The sequence below is a fragment of the Piscibacillus salipiscarius JCM 13188 genome (assembly GCF_001311865.1).
Taxonomy (GTDB): domain Bacteria; phylum Bacillota; class Bacilli; order Bacillales; family Alkalibacillaceae; genus Piscibacillus; species Piscibacillus salipiscarius.
Map to the genome: position 1 here is coordinate 14,042 of NZ_BBCD01000031.1, position 20,951 is coordinate 34,992.

Consider the following 20,951-nt stretch of genomic DNA (forward strand, 5'->3'; position numbering starts at 1 on the left):
AGCTGAAGTGACCGAATGGTTAGGTGATGACAAGCCAGGGAATCCGAAAAAGCACTATGCTAAAGAGTTCATCGATCACTACATGGACCCGCATGAACTGAACGAGCGAATGGAACAGCTTGCAGAAGAATTCCCAGACCTCGTTGAAATCGTTGAAATGCCGAACGAGACTAATGGTTATAGGCGCCATGCTCAGGCAACACTAGGATCCACAGCAAACGCCGCTGTTGTCGTCACATCAGAAGCTTGGGGCCATGAAGGCGGAAACGACCTTTCTATTGAACTATTAGCAGATGAAAATTCTACTGATCTTGAAGTAGCCGTAAACGATAATCAAATCACGGTGAACCTTGAGACCGATGAAAACGGAGAAGTCGTGAGTACGGCGCAAGACGTTATTGAAGCTCTTAACGCTGAAGCGGGTGACGTCATCACTGCATCGACATATCGCGGCTACCCAGGCTCCGCACCAGTTGAGCCAGCATCAGCAGACTTAACAGACGGTCTTAGCGCACCAGATCACATTTCACGCGAGCCGCAAACCGTGAAAGTACTCAGATTGGTAAGCATCGTGACGGTTCAAAGCCAGGTGTACTTGGATATGCACAAGAGCACGCACGTGAATGGGTGACACCACTTGTGACCATCGAAACAGCTGAACGCCTGCTTCGTAACTACGCCCATGATGGTGACACGAAGAAACTAGTTAATAACTTAGACATTTTCTTAATCCCAACAATGAACCCAGACGGCGCGACTTACAGCTTTTACGATTACAACTGGCAGCGTAAAAATATGACGAACCACTGCCCAGAGGAGTTAAGCGACTTTGGAGCTCGCGATTACTGGGGTGTGGATCTAAACCGTAACCACTCGATTGGGTCTGTGCATGACGGTTACGTCGGTGCATCGACCAACTGTACGAGTGCGGTTTACGCAGGTCCAGAAGAACATTCTGAGCCTGAGTCACAAAACTTAGTCTGGCTAGCAGATGAATTTGAAAATATTGATTTCGCGATGAACATTCATAGCTACGGAGGCTACTTCATGTGGTCACCAGGAGCTTATGATGAAAACCGAGAGCCATTACCAAGACCAACAGCTGGAGAAGAAGCCTTCTACTGGTCAGCATCTAATCATATTTTAAACAAAATTCAAGACCACAGAGGTACTGTTATTCTGCCAAGCCGAACGGGTCCAATCCCAGATGTACTTTACTCAGCAGGCGGAAACTCAGCAGACTATTTATGGTATGAAAAAGGTATTTATGCTTGGAACTTCGAGGTTGGCGCAGACCTTTGGAACGAAGACGAAGAGCGCTGGGAACGTGTTGGATTCCAGCCGCCTTATGAAGAAGGCCACGAAGAAGCGATGGAGTTTGCGAATGGCTTAATTGGACTTTTTGAAGTCGCGTATCAGCATTCAAAGGATCATCAGCCACCAAAATCTGAAATCAACCCTGGTAAAGGTAATTATGACAACCCAGTTGAAGTCGGATTCGAAACGAGCGAACCTGCAACCGTTTATTATACATTAGACGGCAGCCGCCCAACATTCGAATCTGAAGTTTTACAACTTGGTGGAACACGCGAACCAGCCGAAACCCTAACGGTCGATGAAACCACCACAATCAAATGGTTCTCCGTCGACCCAGCTGGTAATATCGAGAAGAATTACAACCCACTTGGCAGCAGCCAAAACTATAATCAAGCAACAATCAATATACAAGAATAATCCCCCCAATTATTCGGGCCCTGCAGTCGTTGCAGGGCCTTTTGATTAATCAAAGATAGTACAAATGTTTCATAATAATGAAGCGGGGATATAGTATATTATCCCCACAAGATATGATTGAGGTGTTTGTTATACGATTAGACAGGGAGCAACAGATCTATCAACAGATCACAAACTTACGCGCTAGGATGGTTGAAGAGGGCATGGCCAATGGATTAGACCATCCTCTCACCATTCAATTAAGTCAGGAACTGGACCTACTACTGGAGCAGTATCGGAACTTAAAAGAGAACCAAGGCAAATAACAACATCCTCATCACTCCCAACAAGTTTTTAGATATCTTGTGGGGGTTTTTATTTAACTGAAACATTTTTCAGTTAAATACGTCTAATTATTATAGGTATAAAATTACCAGTTATTGTTGAAATAACAATAACTGGTTGCCTCCCCCTAAAAAAATTTAGCTAATAAAACAAAATGACAATTATATTATTCTCATTGTATTTTAATGTTATTCTAATTCTATAACTCATGAATTTGATATATAATAGATAAAGAGACTTAGGAAATTTTGACGAATGAAAGGATATTTTTATGACAACGCGTAAAGAGATAAGAAAACAAAGAAAGTTAAATAAAAAGAAAGTATTTTTTACAATTTTAGGTGTATTATTAATCGGTCTTATTGCTTATGGCATTTATTTATATAATCAATTAAATGAAACGGTTGAGACAATGTATACACCACTTGAATCAGATAGTGAAAAGCAGGAAGAAGTAGAAAAACGTCTTAACAAAAATGATACAATCAATGTTTTATTATTAGGCGTAGATGAACGTCCAAACCAAAAAGGACGTTCAGATACGATGATTTTATTATCGCTAAATCCTGATACTGAAAAAATGTTAATGTTTAATATTCCTCGTGATACGTATGTGAATATTCCAGGTAGGGGCGGGGATAAAATTAACCACGCCTACGCTTTTGGTGGATCAGAATTAGCTGTTCAAACAGTAGAAGACTTCTTAGATACAACGGTTCACTTTTATGGACGTATTAATATGGAAGGCTTAGTAGATGCTGTAGATGCCGTTGGCGGAGTAACCGTTAATAACAATTTGGCCTTTAGTCATGGAGGGCATGACTTCCCTACAGGCGAAATTACGTTAAATGGGGAAGAGGCACTTATTTACTCAAGAATGAGAAAACAAGACCCTGATGGTGACTTAGGTCGTAACGATCGTCAGCAACAAATTATCGATGCGTTAATTGATAAAGGTATGTCGTTTGAATCCTTTACAAGAGTGGGTGATATTTTAGACACCTTAGGATCGAATGTCCAAACGAATGTAAAAATGGATACAATGAAAGATTTATTTTTCGATTACCGTGGAACGATTAGTGAAAAAGAAAAAGCAAAATTAGTGGTGAAGGATTCTGGGGTGATGGAGAAATAGGAGATGAAGACATTTGGTATTATGGAGTCTCAGACCAGGAACAACAGCGCATTCAAACGTTACTAGAAGAACACATGAATGAGAAGTAATAAAAAGCTAGCGGCCTTCCGCTAGCTTTTTTCATTATATATTCTTTTAATAAGCTTTGTACTTGAATTACCATGATTAAATTGATTCCATTCATTAGAGAATTGTTTAATGACACCCATATCAAATTGATGTTTTAAAATAATGTCGATTAGCTCGCTCGTTGTTGTCGCAATTGGGCCAGGCATGGATGTCTCATAATCCTCCCAAAAACCTCTTGTCTTTCGATACTCCTCTAAATCATAAGGGTAGAAAATCATTGGCTTGTTTAACAAACTATACTCAAAAGGAATTGAAGAGTAGTCCGTTATAAGATAATCAGAAACGAATAGTAAATGATTGATTTCAGGATAATCGGATACATCTATAATAAAATCTGGATAATTATTATTATACTTTTTTAAGATGGCAGGATGCAGCCGTAATAAAAGAATATAATCGTCTTTAAGCTCCTGATATAACTGATTAATATTTAGTTTAATCGAGTGTTGCTTTAGTTGTGAATCTCTAAATGTCGGTGCATATAGAATAATCTTTTTGTCATCAGGTAGATTAAAATAGTCTTTAACCTGTTGAGTCGAACTATTTTTAGTTTTCGGTCGTAAAATATATCCGTTCTAGGAATCCCAGTTCTAATAAAGGATTCGTCATTCACATCAAACGCTTCTTTAAAAATCCCTTCCATCTTCTCAGAACCAACAGCAACGTAATGAAACCGCTGATATACTTCTTAAATCTTTTATAGGCGTTCTCAGACCTAAATTGTATAGATGGATCTTCTAGACCGAATTTTTTTAACAGCCCCATTCGCATGCCAGAGCTGAATACACCTCACCTGATCGCGAAAGTTAGTAGCCGATAAAAACCAAAATAATTATCAATAAAAATGACTTTACTAGTAGCTAAATGGTAAATGCCACTAATGAAGCTAAAAGGTCTTTGTAGTAAATGGAATGTTCTAATAACAGTTCTATCATTATTTTCAATATTGTTCTTAAGTCCATTTTGGTTTAAAATAACAGTCTTGTGTTCTGTTAGTTCAATAACCTTCTGCCATGTATAATAAATATTATCTCCGAAAGACGATACAAATGTCGTCTTTTCTCTTAATGGCAATAAATTAAAAATAAAAACCAGAATTTGATATTTATAAGGTATAAAAATACCAATAGCTCTCTAAACATTTTGCACCTTTTCTTTAACATGATTTAGTTTAAAATATTAGCATAAACTACACTTATCATAATGAAAAAGTGAACTCAAATCAAATTAGGAGGATATTATGAAATCGAAATTAATTCTTTTTAGTACAATCATCGCAATTTTTATTTTACCAATCAGTAGTTTAGCTGAGTCATTTGGTCCTGATAACTGGCATCAGTACAGATTAAACAGTGACAAAAATGCAGTATTTGATAACGGTTCAGAACCATTAGAGGAATTAAAGCTTAAAACTGCCGATGAAATTAGAGCCACTCCAGTAGTAGTTGGAAATAAGTTATATGTAGGTAACCATAATTCTGGGGATCTATTTGCCTTTGACTTAACAACTGGTGAACAGTTGTGGAACAGTAAAGCGCCTAACTGGATTCATTCTGAAATGATTTATAATGAAGGTACGTTATATGTTGGGTTTGGTAATCGCTATTTTCAGGATAATGGAATAAGAGGAACTGGTGAGAGTGGCGTGCTAGCAGTAGATGCTGAAACTGGCGAAGAAGTTTGGAAGTTTAATACAGAAGGTGAAGTCATGCCGACTCCTGCATATAAAGATGGGTATGTATATGCGGCGACAGGGGACAAGCACCTTTATAAAATTGACGCCGAAACAGGCGAACAGGTACATCAAGAAGAGTTAGGCTCAACAGTTAGTATGTCGTCCCCTAACATTACGGGTGATACTCTGTATGTTGGTGGAAGTGGACCTAAGCCATATATGTTCTATGCCTACGATTTAGAAAATGACTCAATTAAATGGAAAACTCCATTTAAAGATGTCGTCGCTGGGCTTGATGATGTTCCTGTTGCGGTTTCAGATAATATTGCGATTACGACAGCTGTAGAAGGAAGTTATGAAGATCCAAACCATAAAATTTATGCATTAGACACTGAAACTGGAGAAATCAATTGGGAAGATAGCTTTGGAAAAGGCGATATGGTTAAAAATAATAAATCCGGAGCACCTATTATTTACGAAGGCAACGTATATGTAGGAAGCCCAATTACTAAGACATTCTACGCCTATGATCTTAAGACGGGTGAAAGGTTATGGACATTTAAAGATGAGGTCATGAAAGCACCGCCTGTAGCTAAAGATGGAATCGTATACTTTACCAACACTGTTGGAGTAGTGAATGCCTTAGATGCTGAAACAGGTGAACTGTTAAATTCTAAAGAGCTAGGCGGCACATTAGCTCCATCAGGTCCAATTATCATCAATGATACACTAATTGTAGGTAGTCAGGATTCAAATGTTTATGTCGTGCCTCTTAATAATATAGTGAATTCAATTCAAAACGGGGATGAAGAACCCTCAGAGTCTAATGAAACGAGTGAGGAAGAGGTAGCTCCTGATGCGGATAACAATTATTTATGGTATGCCGTTTTAATCATTTTAGCGATTGCAGTTGTAGCCTTTATAATGAAACGTAAAAAATAAGGAGATGGGCGCTCGCCCGTCTCCTTATTTTGAATCAATCGTATTTAAATCTTCCTTAATTTTTGTAGTTGAAATGCCTTCTGTACGTGGTAAGTAGACAACTTCACAGTAGTCTTTTAAGAAATCAAATTCGCCTTCCCAGTCATGTCCCATAACGAAAAGATCAACATCATGCTTTTGAACATCCTTCACTTTTTTGACCCCAATCCTTTTCAGGAATGACCTCATCTACGTACTTAACAGCTTCTAAAATGTATTTACGATCCTCATAACTATAATAAGCCTTTTTATCTTTAATCGCGTTAAATTCATCTGTAGAAACAGCAACAATTAGGTAATCACCCAATGCTTTAGCACGTTTAAGTAAATTTATATGTCCTACGTGTAGTAAATCAAAAGTCCCGTAGGTTAATACTTTTTTCATTTCAATACTCCTCCTAAAATCCACTGGTGTCTTTTCATAAATATTACCTTTAATTTTATCATTTGTTGTCGATTAAGCAAATTAAATCACAATTACAGAATTATATCAAACATTATAACATGATTAAAAATAATCATATTCAGTTTTGTTTTATAAATAAGGGTTATTAAATAGGGTATGTATTATGAAGTAAGGTGATTAAGGTTGATAAATTACGTAGTAAAATTAAGAGCATACGCCATATTAGCAGTTGTACTTATTCATTCAACTATGACGTTTGTGATTAATGAAGAAATTGGTTCACTAGGTTGGTGGACTGGAAACTTTATAGACGGCAGTGCCAGATGGTGCGTTCCAATATTTTTATGATTAGCGGGATGCTACTACTAGACCGAGAAGAACCTGTGAAGACTGTTCTAAATAAACGAGTAGTCAAATTGTTAATTCCTTTAGTCATATGGTCGTTCTTTTTATTCGTTTTGGGATTTAAGGTTTGGTTTTAACGATTTTTCGTTTAAAGAAGGATTAATTGATTTATATTCCAATGATGCCAAGTATCATTTGTGGTATTTATATGCAGCTATTGGATTGTACCTTGCACTGCCGTTATTTAGGGTGTTTGTAAGGCATGCTAAGAGGCAAGAAATCTTGTATGTTATTCTTGTTTCATTTGGGATTAGTGCAGTAGCAACAACTGTCGATAAAATATATGGCATTAAAGCTCCAGTAGGATTTGAGTATTTCTTGGGTTACGGCAGCTTTTTATTGTTGGGCTATTATATGGCAAAGTTTGAAATTAAATACTCAAGACTCATTTACTTGATGGGGGCTTTGGCTATATTTGTAACGATTATTGGAACATGGTATGTAAGCAGCTTGCAAAATGATTTAAATCAAGTCTTTTACGAGTATTTATCGTTTACGACTCCCATTGCAGCTGGTGCATTATTTCTTTATATGAAAAATCATGATTCCAATAAAGTTTCGAATGTCATTGCAAAATTGTCAAAGTATAGTTTTGGAATTTATTTAATACATCCGATCTTCATTGACCTATTAAGATCGGAAGAGTTAGAAAGTCTGTTCAACTTCTCAGTAAATCAATTACCGACATTATTAAATATATTACTAACTTTAGTTTTAGCTACTATTTTTAGTATATTAATAGCAAAGTTATTAAGTAGAATTCCGGTGTTAAAAAAGTTAGTGTAAATGTATAAATTATTTGAGCGCTCGAAAAGTTCTGTTTTATAAGCTTATAAGAGTGTAGTTTGTTATAATAATATCGGAATGTATTTAATACTTGGAGGTTGCTATGAAAGCGTCTAATATTGAAAAATCATCCCCAAAAATAAGTAACATATCATTTGATAATCATCATTTAATGATAGAAATAGATTTTAAAGAACGTACTGAACAATTATTAGTCATAAATCGTGAGACACAAGAGGAATATTATATAGATCAGACTTCTAATTTCACTTATAAATTAAACCTAAGTATGTTTAATCAAAGTACTTGGGATTTCTATATTAAAAATAAAGATAACCATTATAGAATTAAAACAAGTGATGAAAAACCTTTAGGAGAATCATATATATTTTATAATAACAAAACAAATAGCTTAATGAATATCAAACCCTATAAAACAGTTAAAGGATCATTTTCATTAAGTATTCTAAATGACACAGTTAAGTTAGAAAACCTTAAAACATTTTAAGGAACATACGAACGTTTCAATAGGAGGATTCTTTAGGATCATAAATCCTGATTTTATTGACTTAGATTCTATCAAGCTAAAACTTAAAAGAAATGGCGAAGAAGAGTATTTGGAATTTCCAGTAGAAATGCAGGAATCAAGTATTCAATCTTTATACATGATTAAATCAAATTTAGATTACACTAAATTTACTCGTGATAGCATTGAACCCGATAAGTGGCATGCTTATTTAGAATTAAGTAATGAGCATCTAATACGCTTGCAAATAGATGAAGGAAGTTTTGAAGCAGAGACTTCATATTTATTTACAGATTATCCGTATTATATATGCTTATACCAGACAGTAAATGAAAACTTATCTGTAAAAATAGAAAGATTAAAGATTATGAGAGATGTAAAATCCTTTGAATTGAATAATCATAGATTGGAATTAAGGGGCAACTCTTATTTTATAAATGAATTAAATTCTCAAAGGTTTAAGAAAGAGATTATTATTAAACAAAGGTACTCTAATCAAAAGGTTAAATTCCAGCCTGATTATAATGGAAATGAATTTTACTGTAGTATAAGTCTAAAACATTTATTTATTTTTAACTCGGACAAGCAACCTATATTGGATTTATATATTCGTTACTCTAATGACCATTATTTTATAGAGAGAAAACTTGGAGAAGAAAATTATCAATTTTACAAAGACGGTGTATTAGGTAAAGGCATTATTAGAGATAAATCAACATTTAATTATTTTTACCTAACAAATACTCCTTCTGGAAATCTTAAGCTACAGATATTTTCTATTAGTTTATTAAAGCATTTGTATTTAAGGTATTTTCAGGATTTAGACAGGAAACTTTTTAAACATCAAGATGTATGGTTAGTAGGTGAGCGTTATGATACAGCACAAGATACGGGGTACTACTTCTTTAAGTATTGCCGCGAACACCATCCAAGAAAAAAGTCTATTACGTGATTGATTCGAACTCTAAAGACGTAAAAAACCTTAAACCTTATAGAAAAGTCATCAAATATGGTTCCTTCAAACATTTTAGATTAAGTGCCATTGCGAAAAAATTTATTGGTTCACATGAGATTGAATATTTTCTCCCTATGAAAGCCATTGAATTTTCATCTTATAAATTAGGAAAAAGAATTTTCTTACAGCATGGTGTCCTTGGAAGAAGGAAAGTTGAATATTATAAGAGTGATTATCAATATCCTTTTCATAGGTTTATTGTAAGTTCAGATGATGAAAAACAGTTAGTGACAAATGAAATGGGTTATAAACCTAAAGAAGTAAAGGTAACTGGTCTTACTCGTTTTGATGGGTTATATGATTATAAAGGTACGAATCAAAAATCAATTTTGTTGATGCCTACATGGAGATATTGGCTTAATAATGAAAGGAAGTTTTTGAATTCGGAGTATTTTAGTCGCTATCACCATTTGTTATCAGATCCTAAACTGCATCATCTGTTGGAAGAGCATAATGTGGAACTAAATTTTTATCCTCATTATAGAGTTCAACCTTATATTAAATATTTTAGTCAGGACTATCACAAGAACATTCATTTAGTTGAGTTAGGGGAAAAAAGCGTTCAACAATTGCTTTTAAACCATGGATTATTAATTACTGATTATTCATCTGTTTCGATTGACTTCAACTATTTGAACAGACCTGTTATATTCTATCATTTTGATTTTGATAAGTTTTTTGAAAATGGTATATTACGTGCTCCTGAACATACTTTCATAGGAGATATTGTTAAAGAGAATGAAGAGTTAATTAACCGAATAAAGTATTATTTGGAAAACGATTTGAAAGAAAGAAAAGATTTAGGCGAGGTTAAGAATAAATTGTTTAAATCTCAAGATCGTCTTAATTCAAAAAGAGTATATAAAGTAGTAAATAATGCATAAAAAATTCGGGGCATCAATGCCCCGAATTTTTATTTTCTTTCATTTATAAAGTCACCGTGAACCCATCCAGTATCAGATGTTCCAGGAATATAGACTTTATACCATCCGTTATCTGTAACTAAGTTACCCTTATTTAGCACACCAGCTACAAATTGCGAACTTTCTAATGAACCAATGTCATCAGAATTTGTATCTGGAGATTTACGGATATTTAAGTGAGGATCAACTTCTTTAACCTGTAATAAATTATCTAACTCTACAAAATCACTATGTGCCCAACCTTGATTGCCATCAAAGATGACTTTATACCAAGTGTTATTACCATTAACCGTATCGCCTGTAGCATATCCTAAGACTTGTACCTTACTACCGTCAGGAATACTATCAATAACAGATGAACTAGTTGAAGGCTTACTTCTTAAGTTAAGGTTGTCTCCACCAGAACTTGTGGTACCTTCTACACCTTCAGGATAAGCTACTAAACTATTACCTGAATCGTTCGATCCATCATCACCGGAACCACCACTAGAAGTACCAGTATACTCAGGTATATCGAAAAATAGTACATAGTTATTGATTAGGGCGTATAAATCAGCTATACGGTAAGTTTGTGCAAGTGCCCAGTTTACATCTGTAGCATATTGGTGGTCACCAGGGCTATCTGGATTCCAACGCATTTTATAAAGAGTGTCTTGTCCTGCTTGAATATAATTGACAGAGATGAATTTAGCACCACCGACAATCGCTTCTTCAGGAGTAAACCAACCTTGTTCATATGCGTAAAGAGCACCACATTCTAATGCACAGTTATCATTTGCTCCAATGCCGTACATGTTATAAACAACATGATCAACTTTTGGATCTCCAGTATCTTTAATGACCGTTGGATTTTTCGTATCAGTATCGATACCTACTCCAGTAGAAAGTTTAGCTGTACCGTTACCAGTTTCATGAAGTGCATGTGCTAATAAGTAAACTTCATTCATTGAGTGGGTTTCACCAGCCTGAATGAATGAGGCTCCTGTTCCTCTTAAGATTCCTTTATCATATAGAATCTTATTATTAACTTCCTTAGCCTTTAAGCCGGCTGGTTGCGATAAAACTAAATACTGGAAGAAATTATCTGCATTACGATCTTGGAAGTTTTCTGGATCAGCATAGTATTGTACTTCATCTCTTGTGGCATTTCTAAATCCACCATCGTCCCAAATTTGAGGGCTTTTGCTCATCCAGACGTCCACTAAATCTTCAAATGCAGCGTCATATTCGGTTTCTTCTTCTTGAACTTTTTCTGTGCTGACATCATTAACATGAATGTAGCCATTTTTCCTCTTACCATTCACATAAACTAAAGCCTCGTACCAAGAATCAGAAAAAAGTCTTGAATAGTAGATGTGTGTTCTTGCTATATGATTTTAATACATTGGAAGAACGAGAAGCACGACTGTATATTTTAGTAGGGCTTTTTATACCGACACCTTGTAATGACTCCTGTTTTTAAATGCATTTTCAACATCATTAACATGAATGTATCCAGTACGACGCTTGCCATTCACATATACAATGGCTTCGTGCCAGTTATCAGTTAGGGTTGTGTACCAAAGTACGGAACCTTCCGCATATGACTTTAATACATTCCCATCTCTGGATAATCTAGAGTAAACTTTAGTGCGGTCTTTTGTTCCAATCCCACGTAAAGTTGTTTGTTCATTTAGCTTTGTTTCAACATCGCTTTTGTGAATATAACCAGTTCGACGCTGACCATTAACATATACTATAGCTTCATACCAATGACCTGAGAAAGTCTTATAAAGTAATGTTGAACCTGTTCCATATGATTTAAGAACATTTGAGTGAGTCGATGGGTCAGCATAAATAGGAGTTCGATCCTTAGCAATACCTCTGACTGAAGTTTGATTGTTTACTAGATTATCAACATCACCATGAAAAATATATCCTGTAGTTGCTTTGCCATTAATGTAAACTAAAGCTTCATACCAATTAGAAGATAAGGTTTTATAATACAAGATATTTCCACTATCATAAGACTTTAAGACTTTTGAATCTTTACTAGCTAACGAGTAAATTTTTGTTGGCTCTTTATAAGCAACGCCTTTTAATTGTTCTTGATTTTTTACTATGTTTTCAACGTCATTCTTATTTATGTATACATATTGGCGTTTACCATTGTTGTATACAAAAGCCTTATACCAGTCACTTGTGTAAGTCTCATAGTATAATAAATGTCCTTGTGGATAGGATTTAGCTGTTCCTAGATTTCTAGAGGCTTCACGATACATATGGGTGTTATCTTTAAGAGCTAATCCTTTTAAATTTTAGGATTGTCTGTTGCTGTATCAACGTCTGAGGAGTGAATGTACCCAGTATGACGATCTCCATCTACAAAAACTATGGCTTTATACCAATTTGAAGTGTGTGTAAAATAAAGCAATATAGATCCTTTATCATATGTTTTAAGAGTTTTTGAATCCCGACTAGTAGATTGATAGATGTGGGTAGGATCTTTTAATGCAACACCTTCTAAGGCCGAACTATCTGCTTCTAAAGTTTTTGCAGAAGCATTAAATAAACCAAAAAACAAGACAACTGAAGTTAAAACAACTAACCATTTAAGGTGTTTCTTGTGTGTCAATTGATGATTCCCCCATTATTGTTAATAATTAATGAGGTTAGGCATTTGTTTGTAGAGTGTAAAATAATAGATTAGTAGATTCGTGATCCTTTAAACCACCTCCAAATATCGACATAAATCTACTTGTAATAGAATATCATAGAAATGTAATTTTTACATCCTTATTTTTAACTAGTTTTAATGTTTGTTATCTTTCATTAAAACTGATTCCAATAGTAATAATTAACCACTGGAGATAGCTTAAGGATAGATTATTGATAAAGAGACTGTATTCCATACTTTGGTAAAAAAGAATGCCGATGAAAAAGCAGGCGGACCATGCACCAACATATGTATGGCTATTTTTAAGTAGCGCTTTCCATATGAAAAATAATAATATACAAAAGGCGATTAGACCGAGAAAACCAGTTTCAAGAAAAACTTGTAAGTATTGATTATGAGAAGATAAAGTAAACTCAGTAACTTCTTTTGGTTGTAAGCCTATACCATGTCCAAAAATAGGCTGTTTTAGTCCAACCTGCCAAATAGCTTCCCATAATTCACTTCTACCTGAAAAAAAGCTTTTAGAAAAATACTTGAGAGATAATTCATTAAGTTGTTTGCCAAATGACGTATTAACTAATGTTACGTAAAAATAAACAAAAATTAATACAAAAGGAAGCACAACAAAATAAAGCTTTGAGAACATTGAATTGAAGAGCTTATATGTGAGCATGGAGCTAATACTAGAATTAGTGCTAAAAATACGGCTCTTGATGTCGTTGAGTATAATACTATAAGGTTCATTAAAATAAAAATCATAAAGTAAATTTTAAATCCAAAATGAACATATTTAATTGCAATGATTTGGAAAAAGAGTAAGCAAAACGTTGCGATCCCTAAACCATTAGGGTTCCAAAAAACACTTTTAAATTTACCGATCGGAAAATCTAATACAAACCAATGTAGAAATAAAAATAATACAAAAAAGTTAACGATGTGCCCAAAAGATACAACATGATTTGGAGTCCATTGAACATTTATGAAGATAATCGTTAAAGTAAATGTAAGAAATAAATATAATAAAGTTGTATTTTCAACATAATTTTCATTTTGAAAATGGCTAATGAGATAAATTACTCCCAATATACCTAAACTAAAATAAATGTGTTTGAATTTTATTAAGTTATTGTATAACTTGCCGAAGTAAATAATGGTATATATGAGAAGTATAATAGCACTTAAATATAAAACGTACTCTATGGTAAAACGGCCAACATCTTTAACATCACCAGGGAAACTACTAATTTCTAATAAATTGATTAATAATATAGGAAATAGTAATAGACCAAAGTATTGAAGAAAGTTCATTTCTTTATTGTAGGGCAACATGATTAATAACTCCTTTTTATTCATTCGCATTTTATATTATAATTTTTATATGTTTAAATTGAAAGCCTGTAAATGAAGGAGAATAATATGAAGAGACTCATTAGGAAATTTATGCGTGGAAAGAAAGCTCAAAAATATATCGAATTATCTTTAAAATAGTAGGGCTCTTACCCAAAAAACATAATTTAGTTATCTTTGAAAGCTTCCATGGTAAACAATATAGCGATAGCCCTAGAGCCATTTATGAATATATGAAAAAGCACCATCCAGAAGCAAGATTAATTTGGAGTGTGGATCGTAGGTATACTAGGTTGTTTGAAGAATTGAATCTACCTTTTGTTCAGAGATTTACACCAAAGTGGTTTTGGTTAATGCCTAGAGCTCAATATTGGGTGAATAACGTTAGATTACCTAACTGGTTACCTAAACCTAAAAAAACGCAGTACATACAGACTTGGCATGGAACACCTTTAAAACGATTAGGCACAGATATAGAAGAAGTTCGAATGCCAGGAACAACCACAGAAAAATATAAAAGAAACTTTGTGAATGAAGCTAAAAATTGGGACTATTTAGTGTCTCCGAATGCTTATTCCACAGAGATTTTCAAGCGAGCATTCGATTATAAAGGGCATATGATTGAAAGCGGGTATCCGAGAAACGACTTTCTCATTAACCATACAAAAAACGATGTTGATACGATTAAAAAACAATTAAACATTCCTGCAGACAAGAAAGTCATACTATATGCACCAACTTGGAGAGATGATGAGTACTATAGAGTTGGCCAATATAAATTCGATATTAAATTAGATTTACATAAACTGAAATCAACAATTGGCGATGACTATGTGATATTATTGCGCATGCATTATTTAATCGCTGAGAATATCGAACTATCGAGTTTTGAAGGGTTCGCCTATGATGTCTCGAATCACTTAGATATCCGTGAACTGTATGTGATATCTGATATGTTAATTACGGATTACTCATCTGTGTTCTTTGATTACGCAAATCTGAGAAGGCCGATGATCTTTTATGTTTATGATTTGGAAAAATATAAAGATCAGCTAAGAGGCTTTTATTTCAACCTAGAAGAAAATGCTCCTGGCCCACTTACTAGAACTACAGATGAAGTGCTAAAAGAAATTCAGGAATATGCCGAGCAAGATGAGCCTGCTGAACATTTTGAACAGTTTTATAAGAAGTTCTGCTATTTAGAGGATGGTAGATCTGCAGAACAAGTTGTTAATACATTCTACAAGAAATAGTAACATTCAAGACCTTGCATTGTACCTGAAAATATAAGATAATACAGGTTGTTTGTTTTATGAAATTTTCTTTTGAATACGGAAAGTAGGAATAGTATGCGTGCAGCAATGACTGTGTTAAAAGAACAGTTTAAATATTTTTATTTAGTTAGAAGACTTTCTGTTTATGAGTTAAAAAGCAATGCTTCGGCTAATTACCTGGGTATGGCTTGGGAAGTAATTCAGCCTGCTATTCAAATCGCAATATATTGGTTTGTTTTTGGTTTTGGTTTAAGGGGGAAAGCACCAATTGCAGGTGTTGATTTCTTCCATTGGATGTTAGCCGGAATTGTTGTTTGGTTTATGATCAGCCAAGGAATCTTAAAAGGTACAAAATCGATATTTTCTAAGATTAAAATACTCTCTAAAATGAATTTTCCGATGAGTGTTATTCCTAACTATATGGTTTTTGCACAATTCTATCCGCATTTATTATTGTTAGGAATCGTTATAATTGTGATGCAATTTTTAGGTTATACGGTTAATATTTATTATTTACAGCTACCAATTTACATGTTTGGAGCATTAGCAGCATTATTTAGCATCACACTCATAACTTCTACTTTAGCGACAATCGTTCAGGACGTTCAAAAATTAATTCAATCCGTTATGAGAATGTTGTTATATCTATCACCAATATTGTGGCCACCACAAATATTAGGTGATAAATTTCCTATGATTGTTACTATTATGAAGCTAAATCCTTTTTATTACATTATAGAAGGGTATCGTAGAGCAATCTTAGGTCAAGGTTGGTATTTTATTGATAATTGGCAGTACTCACTGTATTTCTGGTCGTTAGTGATTGTCTTATTTATCATTGGTGCAGCTTTACATGTGAAGTTCAGAAGACACTTTGTAGACTTTATTTAATAAATGGGTGTGACAAAAATGGAAAAGTCCGTAATTGTAAGAAATGTATCTAAAAGGTATAAGCTTTATGGTCGTAAGTTAGAAAGATTAAAAGATTTATTAATTCCACGCAAATCATATGGGAAAGAATTTTTTGCTTTAAGGGATGTCTCTTTTGAAGCAGAAAAAGGAGATATTATAGGGTTTGTGGGAGTGAATGGGTCTGGTAAGTCTACGTTATCCAATATAATTGCCGGTGTTATCCCAGAAACATCTGGAGAAGTCACAGTGAATGGACAGGCAGCATTAATTGCCGTGAATATCGGGTTGGATCGAAAATTATCAGGTCGAGAAAACATTGAACTAAAGCTCTTGATGCTCGGGTTTAATAAAAAGGAAATCAGTGAGTTGGAAGAGGAAATAATAGAATTCTCAGAGCTTGGAGAGTTTATCGATCAACCTGTGAAATCTTATTCAAGTGGTATGAAATCAAGGTTAGGTTTCTCAATTTCTGTAAATGTTGACCCAGACATTCTAATCATTGATGAAGCACTCTCAGTTGGAGATAAGGCCTTCGCAGAAAAAAGTCTAGCTAAAATGATGGAATTTAAAGAGGCTGGGAAAACAATGTTTTTCGTTAGTCACTCAATAGGACAAATGAGATCTTTTTGTGAAAAAGCATTGTGGTTAGAGTTCGGAGAAGTTAAGATGTTTGGTCAAGCTGGCGAAGTATTAGATGAGTATGAAGCCTTCCTCGATAATTATAAGAATATGACTAAAAAAGAAAAGAAAAAATTTCAAAAGAAGGCTGCTAAAAAACGCAGCAAACGTCAAAAACACAGCTAATTGGCTGTGTTTTTTTATGTTTTATGAGTAAGAAGTAAGAGCATTAATGAATTTAATTTAATTGTAAACACATTGTAATGGAAATTAGTTCATTTATAGGATTTAATTTTATACTTGAATACTTATGATTATTACAGGGTATAAATGAATTATAAATATTCTTTCATCATGATAATTATAACTAGCATAGAACATAGAAAGAAGGGTTAATTATGAATTATGTTGTGACGACAACTCTTCCTCCAACATTTGGTGGTAGAACGAAAGCATTATTAAAACGTACAAAGTTACTAGTTGAAAAGAAAATTATAAATTTACATTGGTTACCACAAATTATAACAATGACTATGAAGACATATATCAACATTATTTAGACTCAAACTTTGTGCCTAAATCTGTTGATTTTATTAATATTTATGATTTTTTAAAGAGTGATCAAAAGAAAAAGAAATACCCTATCATTAACCATAAGACTGAAATGCAAGGATACACTGTTCATAAAGTAGAGGGTAAGAAGAGAACGTACAGATATTTCAAAGATGGTGTGTATGAGATGTACAAGCGTTTTAACCATCCAAATAAAAACTTGAAATTTATTGACTATATGTCTCCTAATTCATCTAAAAGAATTAAAAGAGAAGAATTTGATCAAGAAGGTTATCTTCATAGAAAGATTTATTATAAACAAAATACTTTAAATAAAACTCAAGAAATAATGTTCAAGAAAGATGGTAATGCATACGTTAATCGTTTGTTTAAAGGTGACCCAAATAACACGGTTACTTCTGTAGTTTATTTTGATAAGGATGAGACGTACTTCTTTGATAGTGAAAGTGATTTTTATAAGTTTTGCTTTGAGAAAATTATTCAACCAAACAGTCAAGTAATTTCTGATGCTAGGAATTTGGATCAAGCTTTAATAGAGATGAATACTGATAACGTGAAGAAGATAGCAGTTCAACACTCCACATTTCACAAATTAGAAGATACAAGTGAAGTTAGGGGAGCTTATCGGTACTTGTTAGATTATTCTAAGCACATAGATTACATGGTTTTTCTAACTGAAGGTCAAAAAGAGAATTGGGAAAAATTTGTGATTATACAGCTAACACTGTTACAATCCCCCACAGCATTAAGTTAAATGAAACTATTGACAAAAAACAAACAGAGACCCAAATAAATTTGTTATTGTAAGTAGGTTGCATCCTGGGAAGCAAATTGATCATGCGATAAGGGCATTCGCTAAAGCTTCTTCTTCAAACCCTAATATATATTTAGAAATCTATGGTGATGGAGAAGAAGAACGCAAATTAAATAAACTAATAAAAGAATTGAACATGGAAAATCGTATAGAGCTGAAAGGCCGTACGAATGAACCCGACTTAGTATTCCAAAGTGCTCATTGTTCATTATTTACTAGTGGATTTGAAGGGTTAGGGTTGACAATTTTAGAAAGTTTAAATAATGGGTGCCCTGTTATTAGTTACGATATTAAATATGGCCCTTCTGAGATGATCGTAGATGATGAGTCAGGGTACCTAGTTGAACCAAACAACATTGAAGATCTGACTAGCCATATTTTAAAAACAGCCAAACGAAATGATTTTAACCCCAGAGTTCCTAAGAAATATAGCGAAGAAAGGTTTATTAATAATTGGTCTGAACTATTAGGAAGGCCTAACAATAATTTTTTATAGATAAGCTTAAAAATTCTATAATCTTAAATCCTCCATTTGATGGGGGATTTTTTAAATTCAAAAGAAAAATCGACAATTTTATGCTATAATTTACAACGGTATACTTAAAAGATATAATCAACATGGATTAAAGACTAGGAGGTAGATTATGACGCAACTCATAGAAGCTCACGGAGGAGAATTAGTCAACCGTGAAGTCATTGGTGCAGATCGAGAAAAGGCTTTAGAAGAAGCTAAAAGCCTTAAAACATTAGAAGTAAATAATTGGGAAATCTCAGATATTGAGTTAATCGGTATTGGAGGCTTTAGCCCACTTACAGGTTTTATGGGGAAAGAGGATTATGAGAGTGTAATCAATAACACTCGTTTAGCAAACGGAACTGTATGGAGCATTCCAATTACTCTATCAGTGTCAAAAGAGAAAGCGAATGAATTTGAAGTTGGCGAAAAGGTTGCTCTTAAAGGTCAAGACGGTGTCGTTTATGCAACGTTAACAGTTGAAGAAACCTTTGAAGCTAACAAAGAATTAGAAGCTAAAAATGTTTATGGCACAACAGATGAAGCACATCCAGGGGTTAAAAAGCTTTATGAACGTGGAGATATCTACATAGGTGGGCCGATTACATTATTAAATCGCCCAGATCATGGTGAATTTACGGATTTCTATATGGACCCTAAAGAAACGCGTCAAATGTTTAAAGACTTAGGTTGGAAAACAATTGTTGGGTTCCAAACTCGTAACCCTGTACACCGTGCTCATGAACATATTCAAAAAACAGCACTAGAAGCAGTTGACGGTTTATTACTAAACCCATTAGTGGGTGAAACGAAATCAGATGACATTCCAGCAGACGTCCGTATGGAAAGTTATCAAGTTATCTTGAAAAAATTACTACGTTGAAGATCGCGTCCGTTTAGTTATTTACCCTGCCGCTATGCGTTATGCAGGACCAAAAGAAGCTATTTTACATGCGATTGTACGTAAGAACTATGGTTGTACACACTTCATTGTTGGCCGTGACCACGCTGGTGTAGGCGATTACTACGGCACATACGATGCACAGACATTAATTGAGCAATTTGAGGATGAATTAGGTATGACCATCTTCAAATTTGAGCATGCGTTCTATTGCACGGTTTGTGAGAACATGGCATCAGCTAAGACATGCCCTCATGATAAAGAGAACCATGTACATTTAAGCGGAACGAAAGTACGCGAAATGTTAAGAAATGGAGAGAGACCTCCAAAAGAATTCTCTAGACCAGAAGTTGCTGATGTATTGATTAAAGGAATGCAGCAAGCATAAAAGGGGAATTATCCCAATGACTATAGAAATGACTATTGTCTTAGTCGTAACTTTAGCCATGTTGGTCGGGCTACTCTTTGAAGTAGCCAGGCCTGACATGGTTGTTTTTACAGCATTAACTGTATTATTACTACTAGGTATTTTAACGCCACAAGAGGCTCTTAAAGGCTTTTCGAATGAAGGAATGCTAACGATTGCCTTATTATTCGTCGTCGCTGGGGCTGTTAAGAAAAGTGGCATCATTGATCGCTTGATGAAAAAGTGGCTAGAAAATACACGTTCCATGTCTGGAATTACAGGGAAGTTTTTTGCGCCCTTATCCGTATTTTCTGCTTTTCTTAACAATACACCCATAGTGGTGACATTTACACCTGTATTAAGAAGATGGTGCCAGGAGAAAGGTATCGCACCTTCGAAGCTATTAATCCCTTTATCATATATTACGATCCTTGGTGGTACGATTACTTTAATGGGAACTTCCACCAACTTAGTGGTTCATGGTATGTTAAAGGAATTTGGTTATGAAGGGTTCTCTTTCTTTCAATTAGCCGTAGTAGGAATACCCATTACAATAGTTGGTCTTATTTATTTGACCACAATCGCACCAAGAATTCTACCAGCATATAAAACCTTTCAGGATAAAATGAAAGACGACACACGAGAATACATAGCAGAGCTTACAGTCATGAATGATTTTCCGCATATCAATCAATCAGTTAAAAAAGCAGGCTTACGTGACTTAAAGGGCTTATTTCTAATTGAAATCATTAGAAATAATGAAATTGTATCACCTGTTGAACCAGGAACGGTTATACGTACTGGAGACCGGCTGATTTTTACTGGGCTCATTTCAACAATCGCCGATTTAGAAAAGTAAAAGGTTTACAATTGGAAACTGGAACACATCTAAAGCTT

General features: G+C 34.4%; 19 protein-coding genes and 5 pseudogenes. 18 read left to right on the top strand and 6 right to left on the bottom strand.

Going from position 1 to position 20,951, the window contains the following annotated elements; all coding sequences use genetic code 11:
- Nucleotides 1-7: 7 nt before the first annotated feature.
- From JCM13188_RS15710 to JCM13188_RS15725, 4 genes are all read left to right on the top strand, one after another.
- Nucleotides 8-631, top strand: coding sequence for a hypothetical protein (locus JCM13188_RS15710; RefSeq protein ID WP_054754871.1), 624 nt, complete (start codon nucleotides 8-10; stop codon nucleotides 629-631).
- Entirely contained in the window at nucleotides 628-1,734 is a 1,107-nt protein-coding gene (locus JCM13188_RS15715) for a M14 family metallopeptidase (protein ID WP_054754872.1), read from the top strand. Before JCM13188_RS15710 ends, JCM13188_RS15715 begins: the two co-directional genes overlap by 4 nt.
- A 77-nt stretch (nucleotides 1,735-1,811) precedes the next feature.
- Nucleotides 1,812-2,039 carry a Spo0E family sporulation regulatory protein-aspartic acid phosphatase gene (locus tag JCM13188_RS15720; RefSeq protein WP_279401980.1) on the top strand — a complete coding sequence of 76 codons (228 nt, stop codon included), beginning with the start codon at nucleotides 1,812-1,814 and terminating at the stop codon, nucleotides 2,037-2,039.
- 290 nt (nucleotides 2,040-2,329) lie between these two features.
- Nucleotides 2,330-3,193 carry an LCP family glycopolymer transferase gene (locus JCM13188_RS15725; protein ID WP_279401981.1) on the top strand — a complete coding sequence of 288 codons (864 nt, stop codon included), beginning with the start codon at nucleotides 2,330-2,332 and terminating at the stop codon, nucleotides 3,191-3,193.
- A gap of 110 nt (nucleotides 3,194-3,303) precedes the next feature.
- On the opposite strand, the pseudogene JCM13188_RS19745 reads toward JCM13188_RS15725, so the two are convergent.
- Nucleotides 3,304-3,965 (bottom strand): annotated as a pseudogene (locus tag JCM13188_RS19745) (CDP-glycerol glycerophosphotransferase family protein).
- Between the two features lie 597 nt (nucleotides 3,966-4,562).
- Here JCM13188_RS19745 and JCM13188_RS15735 point away from each other — a divergent pair.
- Complete coding sequence (locus JCM13188_RS15735) at nucleotides 4,563-5,939, top strand: outer membrane protein assembly factor BamB family protein (protein ID WP_054754875.1); 1,377 nt, start codon at nucleotides 4,563-4,565, stop codon at nucleotides 5,937-5,939.
- A gap of 24 nt (nucleotides 5,940-5,963) precedes the next feature.
- Here the strand turns inward: JCM13188_RS15735 and tagD are convergent.
- A pseudogene (gene tagD / locus JCM13188_RS15740) lies at nucleotides 5,964-6,363 on the bottom strand (glycerol-3-phosphate cytidylyltransferase).
- 204 nt (nucleotides 6,364-6,567) lie between these two features.
- On the opposite strand from tagD, the gene JCM13188_RS19750 reads away from it, so the two are divergent.
- The 5 genes from JCM13188_RS19750 to JCM13188_RS15760 all read left to right on the top strand — a co-directional run bounded on the left by JCM13188_RS19750 (nucleotide 6,568) and on the right by JCM13188_RS15760 (nucleotide 10,000).
- A complete protein-coding gene (locus tag JCM13188_RS19750; RefSeq protein WP_279401982.1) occupies nucleotides 6,568-6,732 on the top strand; it encodes a hypothetical protein in 165 nt (54 codons plus the stop codon).
- Nucleotides 6,733-6,891: 159 nt separating this feature from the next.
- Nucleotides 6,892-7,575, top strand: coding sequence for an acyltransferase (locus tag JCM13188_RS15745; protein ID WP_279401986.1), 684 nt, complete (start codon nucleotides 6,892-6,894; stop codon nucleotides 7,573-7,575).
- Between the two features lie 103 nt (nucleotides 7,576-7,678).
- Nucleotides 7,679-8,083: a hypothetical protein gene (locus JCM13188_RS15750; protein WP_054754877.1), complete on the top strand. Its 405-nt coding sequence runs from the start codon at nucleotides 7,679-7,681 to the stop codon at nucleotides 8,081-8,083.
- A 109-nt stretch (nucleotides 8,084-8,192) separates the two neighbouring features.
- The gene (locus JCM13188_RS15755; protein ID WP_054754878.1) at nucleotides 8,193-9,053 is read left to right on the top strand and encodes a hypothetical protein; all 861 of its coding nucleotides are present in this window, start codon (nucleotides 8,193-8,195) and stop codon (nucleotides 9,051-9,053) included.
- Nucleotides 9,050-10,000: a CDP-glycerol glycerophosphotransferase family protein gene (locus JCM13188_RS15760; protein WP_054754879.1), complete on the top strand. Its 951-nt coding sequence runs from the start codon at nucleotides 9,050-9,052 to the stop codon at nucleotides 9,998-10,000. The genes JCM13188_RS15755 and JCM13188_RS15760 overlap by 4 nt, the downstream gene beginning before the upstream one ends.
- A gap of 29 nt (nucleotides 10,001-10,029) precedes the next feature.
- Here JCM13188_RS15760 and JCM13188_RS15765 read toward each other — a convergent pair whose 3' ends face one another.
- From JCM13188_RS15765 to JCM13188_RS15780, 4 genes are all read right to left on the bottom strand, one after another.
- Nucleotides 10,030-11,343 (bottom strand): SH3 domain-containing protein, encoded by a 1,314-nt coding sequence (locus tag JCM13188_RS15765; RefSeq protein WP_054754880.1) that lies wholly within the window; start codon nucleotides 11,341-11,343, stop codon nucleotides 10,030-10,032.
- Nucleotides 11,344-11,466: 123 nt separating this feature from the next.
- Nucleotides 11,467-12,300, bottom strand: coding sequence for an SH3 domain-containing protein (locus JCM13188_RS15770; protein ID WP_054754881.1), 834 nt, complete (start codon nucleotides 12,298-12,300; stop codon nucleotides 11,467-11,469).
- A 29-nt stretch (nucleotides 12,301-12,329) separates the two neighbouring features.
- Nucleotides 12,330-12,653 (bottom strand): hypothetical protein, encoded by a 324-nt coding sequence (locus JCM13188_RS15775; protein WP_054754882.1) that lies wholly within the window; start codon nucleotides 12,651-12,653, stop codon nucleotides 12,330-12,332.
- A 187-nt stretch (nucleotides 12,654-12,840) separates the two neighbouring features.
- Nucleotides 12,841-13,341 carry an O-antigen ligase family protein gene (locus JCM13188_RS15780; protein WP_279401983.1) on the bottom strand — a complete coding sequence of 167 codons (501 nt, stop codon included), beginning with the start codon at nucleotides 13,339-13,341 and terminating at the stop codon, nucleotides 12,841-12,843.
- 811 nt (nucleotides 13,342-14,152) lie between these two features.
- Here JCM13188_RS15780 and JCM13188_RS15790 point away from each other — a divergent pair.
- The 8 genes and pseudogenes from JCM13188_RS15790 to JCM13188_RS15820 all read left to right on the top strand — a co-directional run.
- A pseudogene (locus JCM13188_RS15790) lies at nucleotides 14,153-15,295 on the top strand (CDP-glycerol glycerophosphotransferase family protein); the annotation flags it as partial.
- 96 nt (nucleotides 15,296-15,391) lie between these two features.
- Nucleotides 15,392-16,207 (top strand): ABC transporter permease, encoded by an 816-nt coding sequence (locus JCM13188_RS15795; protein WP_054754886.1) that lies wholly within the window; start codon nucleotides 15,392-15,394, stop codon nucleotides 16,205-16,207.
- 18 nt (nucleotides 16,208-16,225) lie between these two features.
- Nucleotides 16,226-17,032 (top strand): teichoic acids export ABC transporter ATP-binding subunit TagH, encoded by an 807-nt coding sequence (tagH, locus tag JCM13188_RS15800; RefSeq protein WP_054754887.1) that lies wholly within the window; start codon nucleotides 16,226-16,228, stop codon nucleotides 17,030-17,032.
- A 212-nt stretch (nucleotides 17,033-17,244) separates the two neighbouring features.
- A complete protein-coding gene (locus JCM13188_RS19755; protein WP_279401984.1) occupies nucleotides 17,245-17,406 on the top strand; it encodes a hypothetical protein in 162 nt (53 codons plus the stop codon).
- A gap of 11 nt (nucleotides 17,407-17,417) precedes the next feature.
- Nucleotides 17,418-18,173: a glycosyltransferase gene (locus JCM13188_RS15805; RefSeq protein ID WP_054754888.1), complete on the top strand. Its 756-nt coding sequence runs from the start codon at nucleotides 17,418-17,420 to the stop codon at nucleotides 18,171-18,173.
- A gap of 34 nt (nucleotides 18,174-18,207) precedes the next feature.
- A pseudogene (locus tag JCM13188_RS15810) lies at nucleotides 18,208-18,729 on the top strand (glycosyltransferase); the annotation flags it as partial.
- 148 nt (nucleotides 18,730-18,877) lie between these two features.
- Nucleotides 18,878-20,036: pseudogene (gene sat / locus JCM13188_RS15815) on the top strand (sulfate adenylyltransferase).
- Nucleotides 20,037-20,052: 16 nt separating this feature from the next.
- A complete protein-coding gene (locus JCM13188_RS15820; protein ID WP_054754890.1) occupies nucleotides 20,053-20,913 on the top strand; it encodes an SLC13 family permease in 861 nt (286 codons plus the stop codon).
- The last annotated feature ends 38 nt before the right edge of the window (nucleotides 20,914-20,951 follow it).

What these genes read in the sequence shown, in the direction of transcription:
- JCM13188_RS15720 (WP_279401980.1), top strand. Translation starts at nt 1,812, where the DNA reads ATGAAGCGGGGATATAGTATATTATCCCCACAAGATATGATTGAGGTG.
- tagH (WP_054754887.1), top strand. Translation starts at nt 16,226, where the DNA reads ATGGAAAAGTCCGTAATTGTAAGAAATGTATCTAAAAGGTATAAGCTT.
- JCM13188_RS15820 (WP_054754890.1), top strand. Translation starts at nt 20,053, where the DNA reads ATGACTATAGAAATGACTATTGTCTTAGTCGTAACTTTAGCCATGTTG.
- JCM13188_RS15770 (WP_054754881.1), bottom strand. Translation starts at nt 12,300, where the DNA reads ATGTATCGTGAAGCCTCTAGAAATCTAGGAACAGCTAAATCCTATCCA.
- JCM13188_RS15750 (WP_054754877.1), top strand. Translation starts at nt 7,679, where the DNA reads ATGAAAGCGTCTAATATTGAAAAATCATCCCCAAAAATAAGTAACATA.
- JCM13188_RS15795 (WP_054754886.1), top strand. Translation starts at nt 15,392, where the DNA reads ATGCGTGCAGCAATGACTGTGTTAAAAGAACAGTTTAAATATTTTTAT.
- JCM13188_RS15735 (WP_054754875.1), top strand. Translation starts at nt 4,563, where the DNA reads ATGAAATCGAAATTAATTCTTTTTAGTACAATCATCGCAATTTTTATT.
- JCM13188_RS15780 (WP_279401983.1), bottom strand. Translation starts at nt 13,341, where the DNA reads ATGTTCTCAAAGCTTTATTTTGTTGTGCTTCCTTTTGTATTAATTTTT.
- JCM13188_RS19755 (WP_279401984.1), top strand. Translation starts at nt 17,245, where the DNA reads ATGAATTATGTTGTGACGACAACTCTTCCTCCAACATTTGGTGGTAGA.
- JCM13188_RS15725 (WP_279401981.1), top strand. Translation starts at nt 2,330, where the DNA reads ATGACAACGCGTAAAGAGATAAGAAAACAAAGAAAGTTAAATAAAAAG.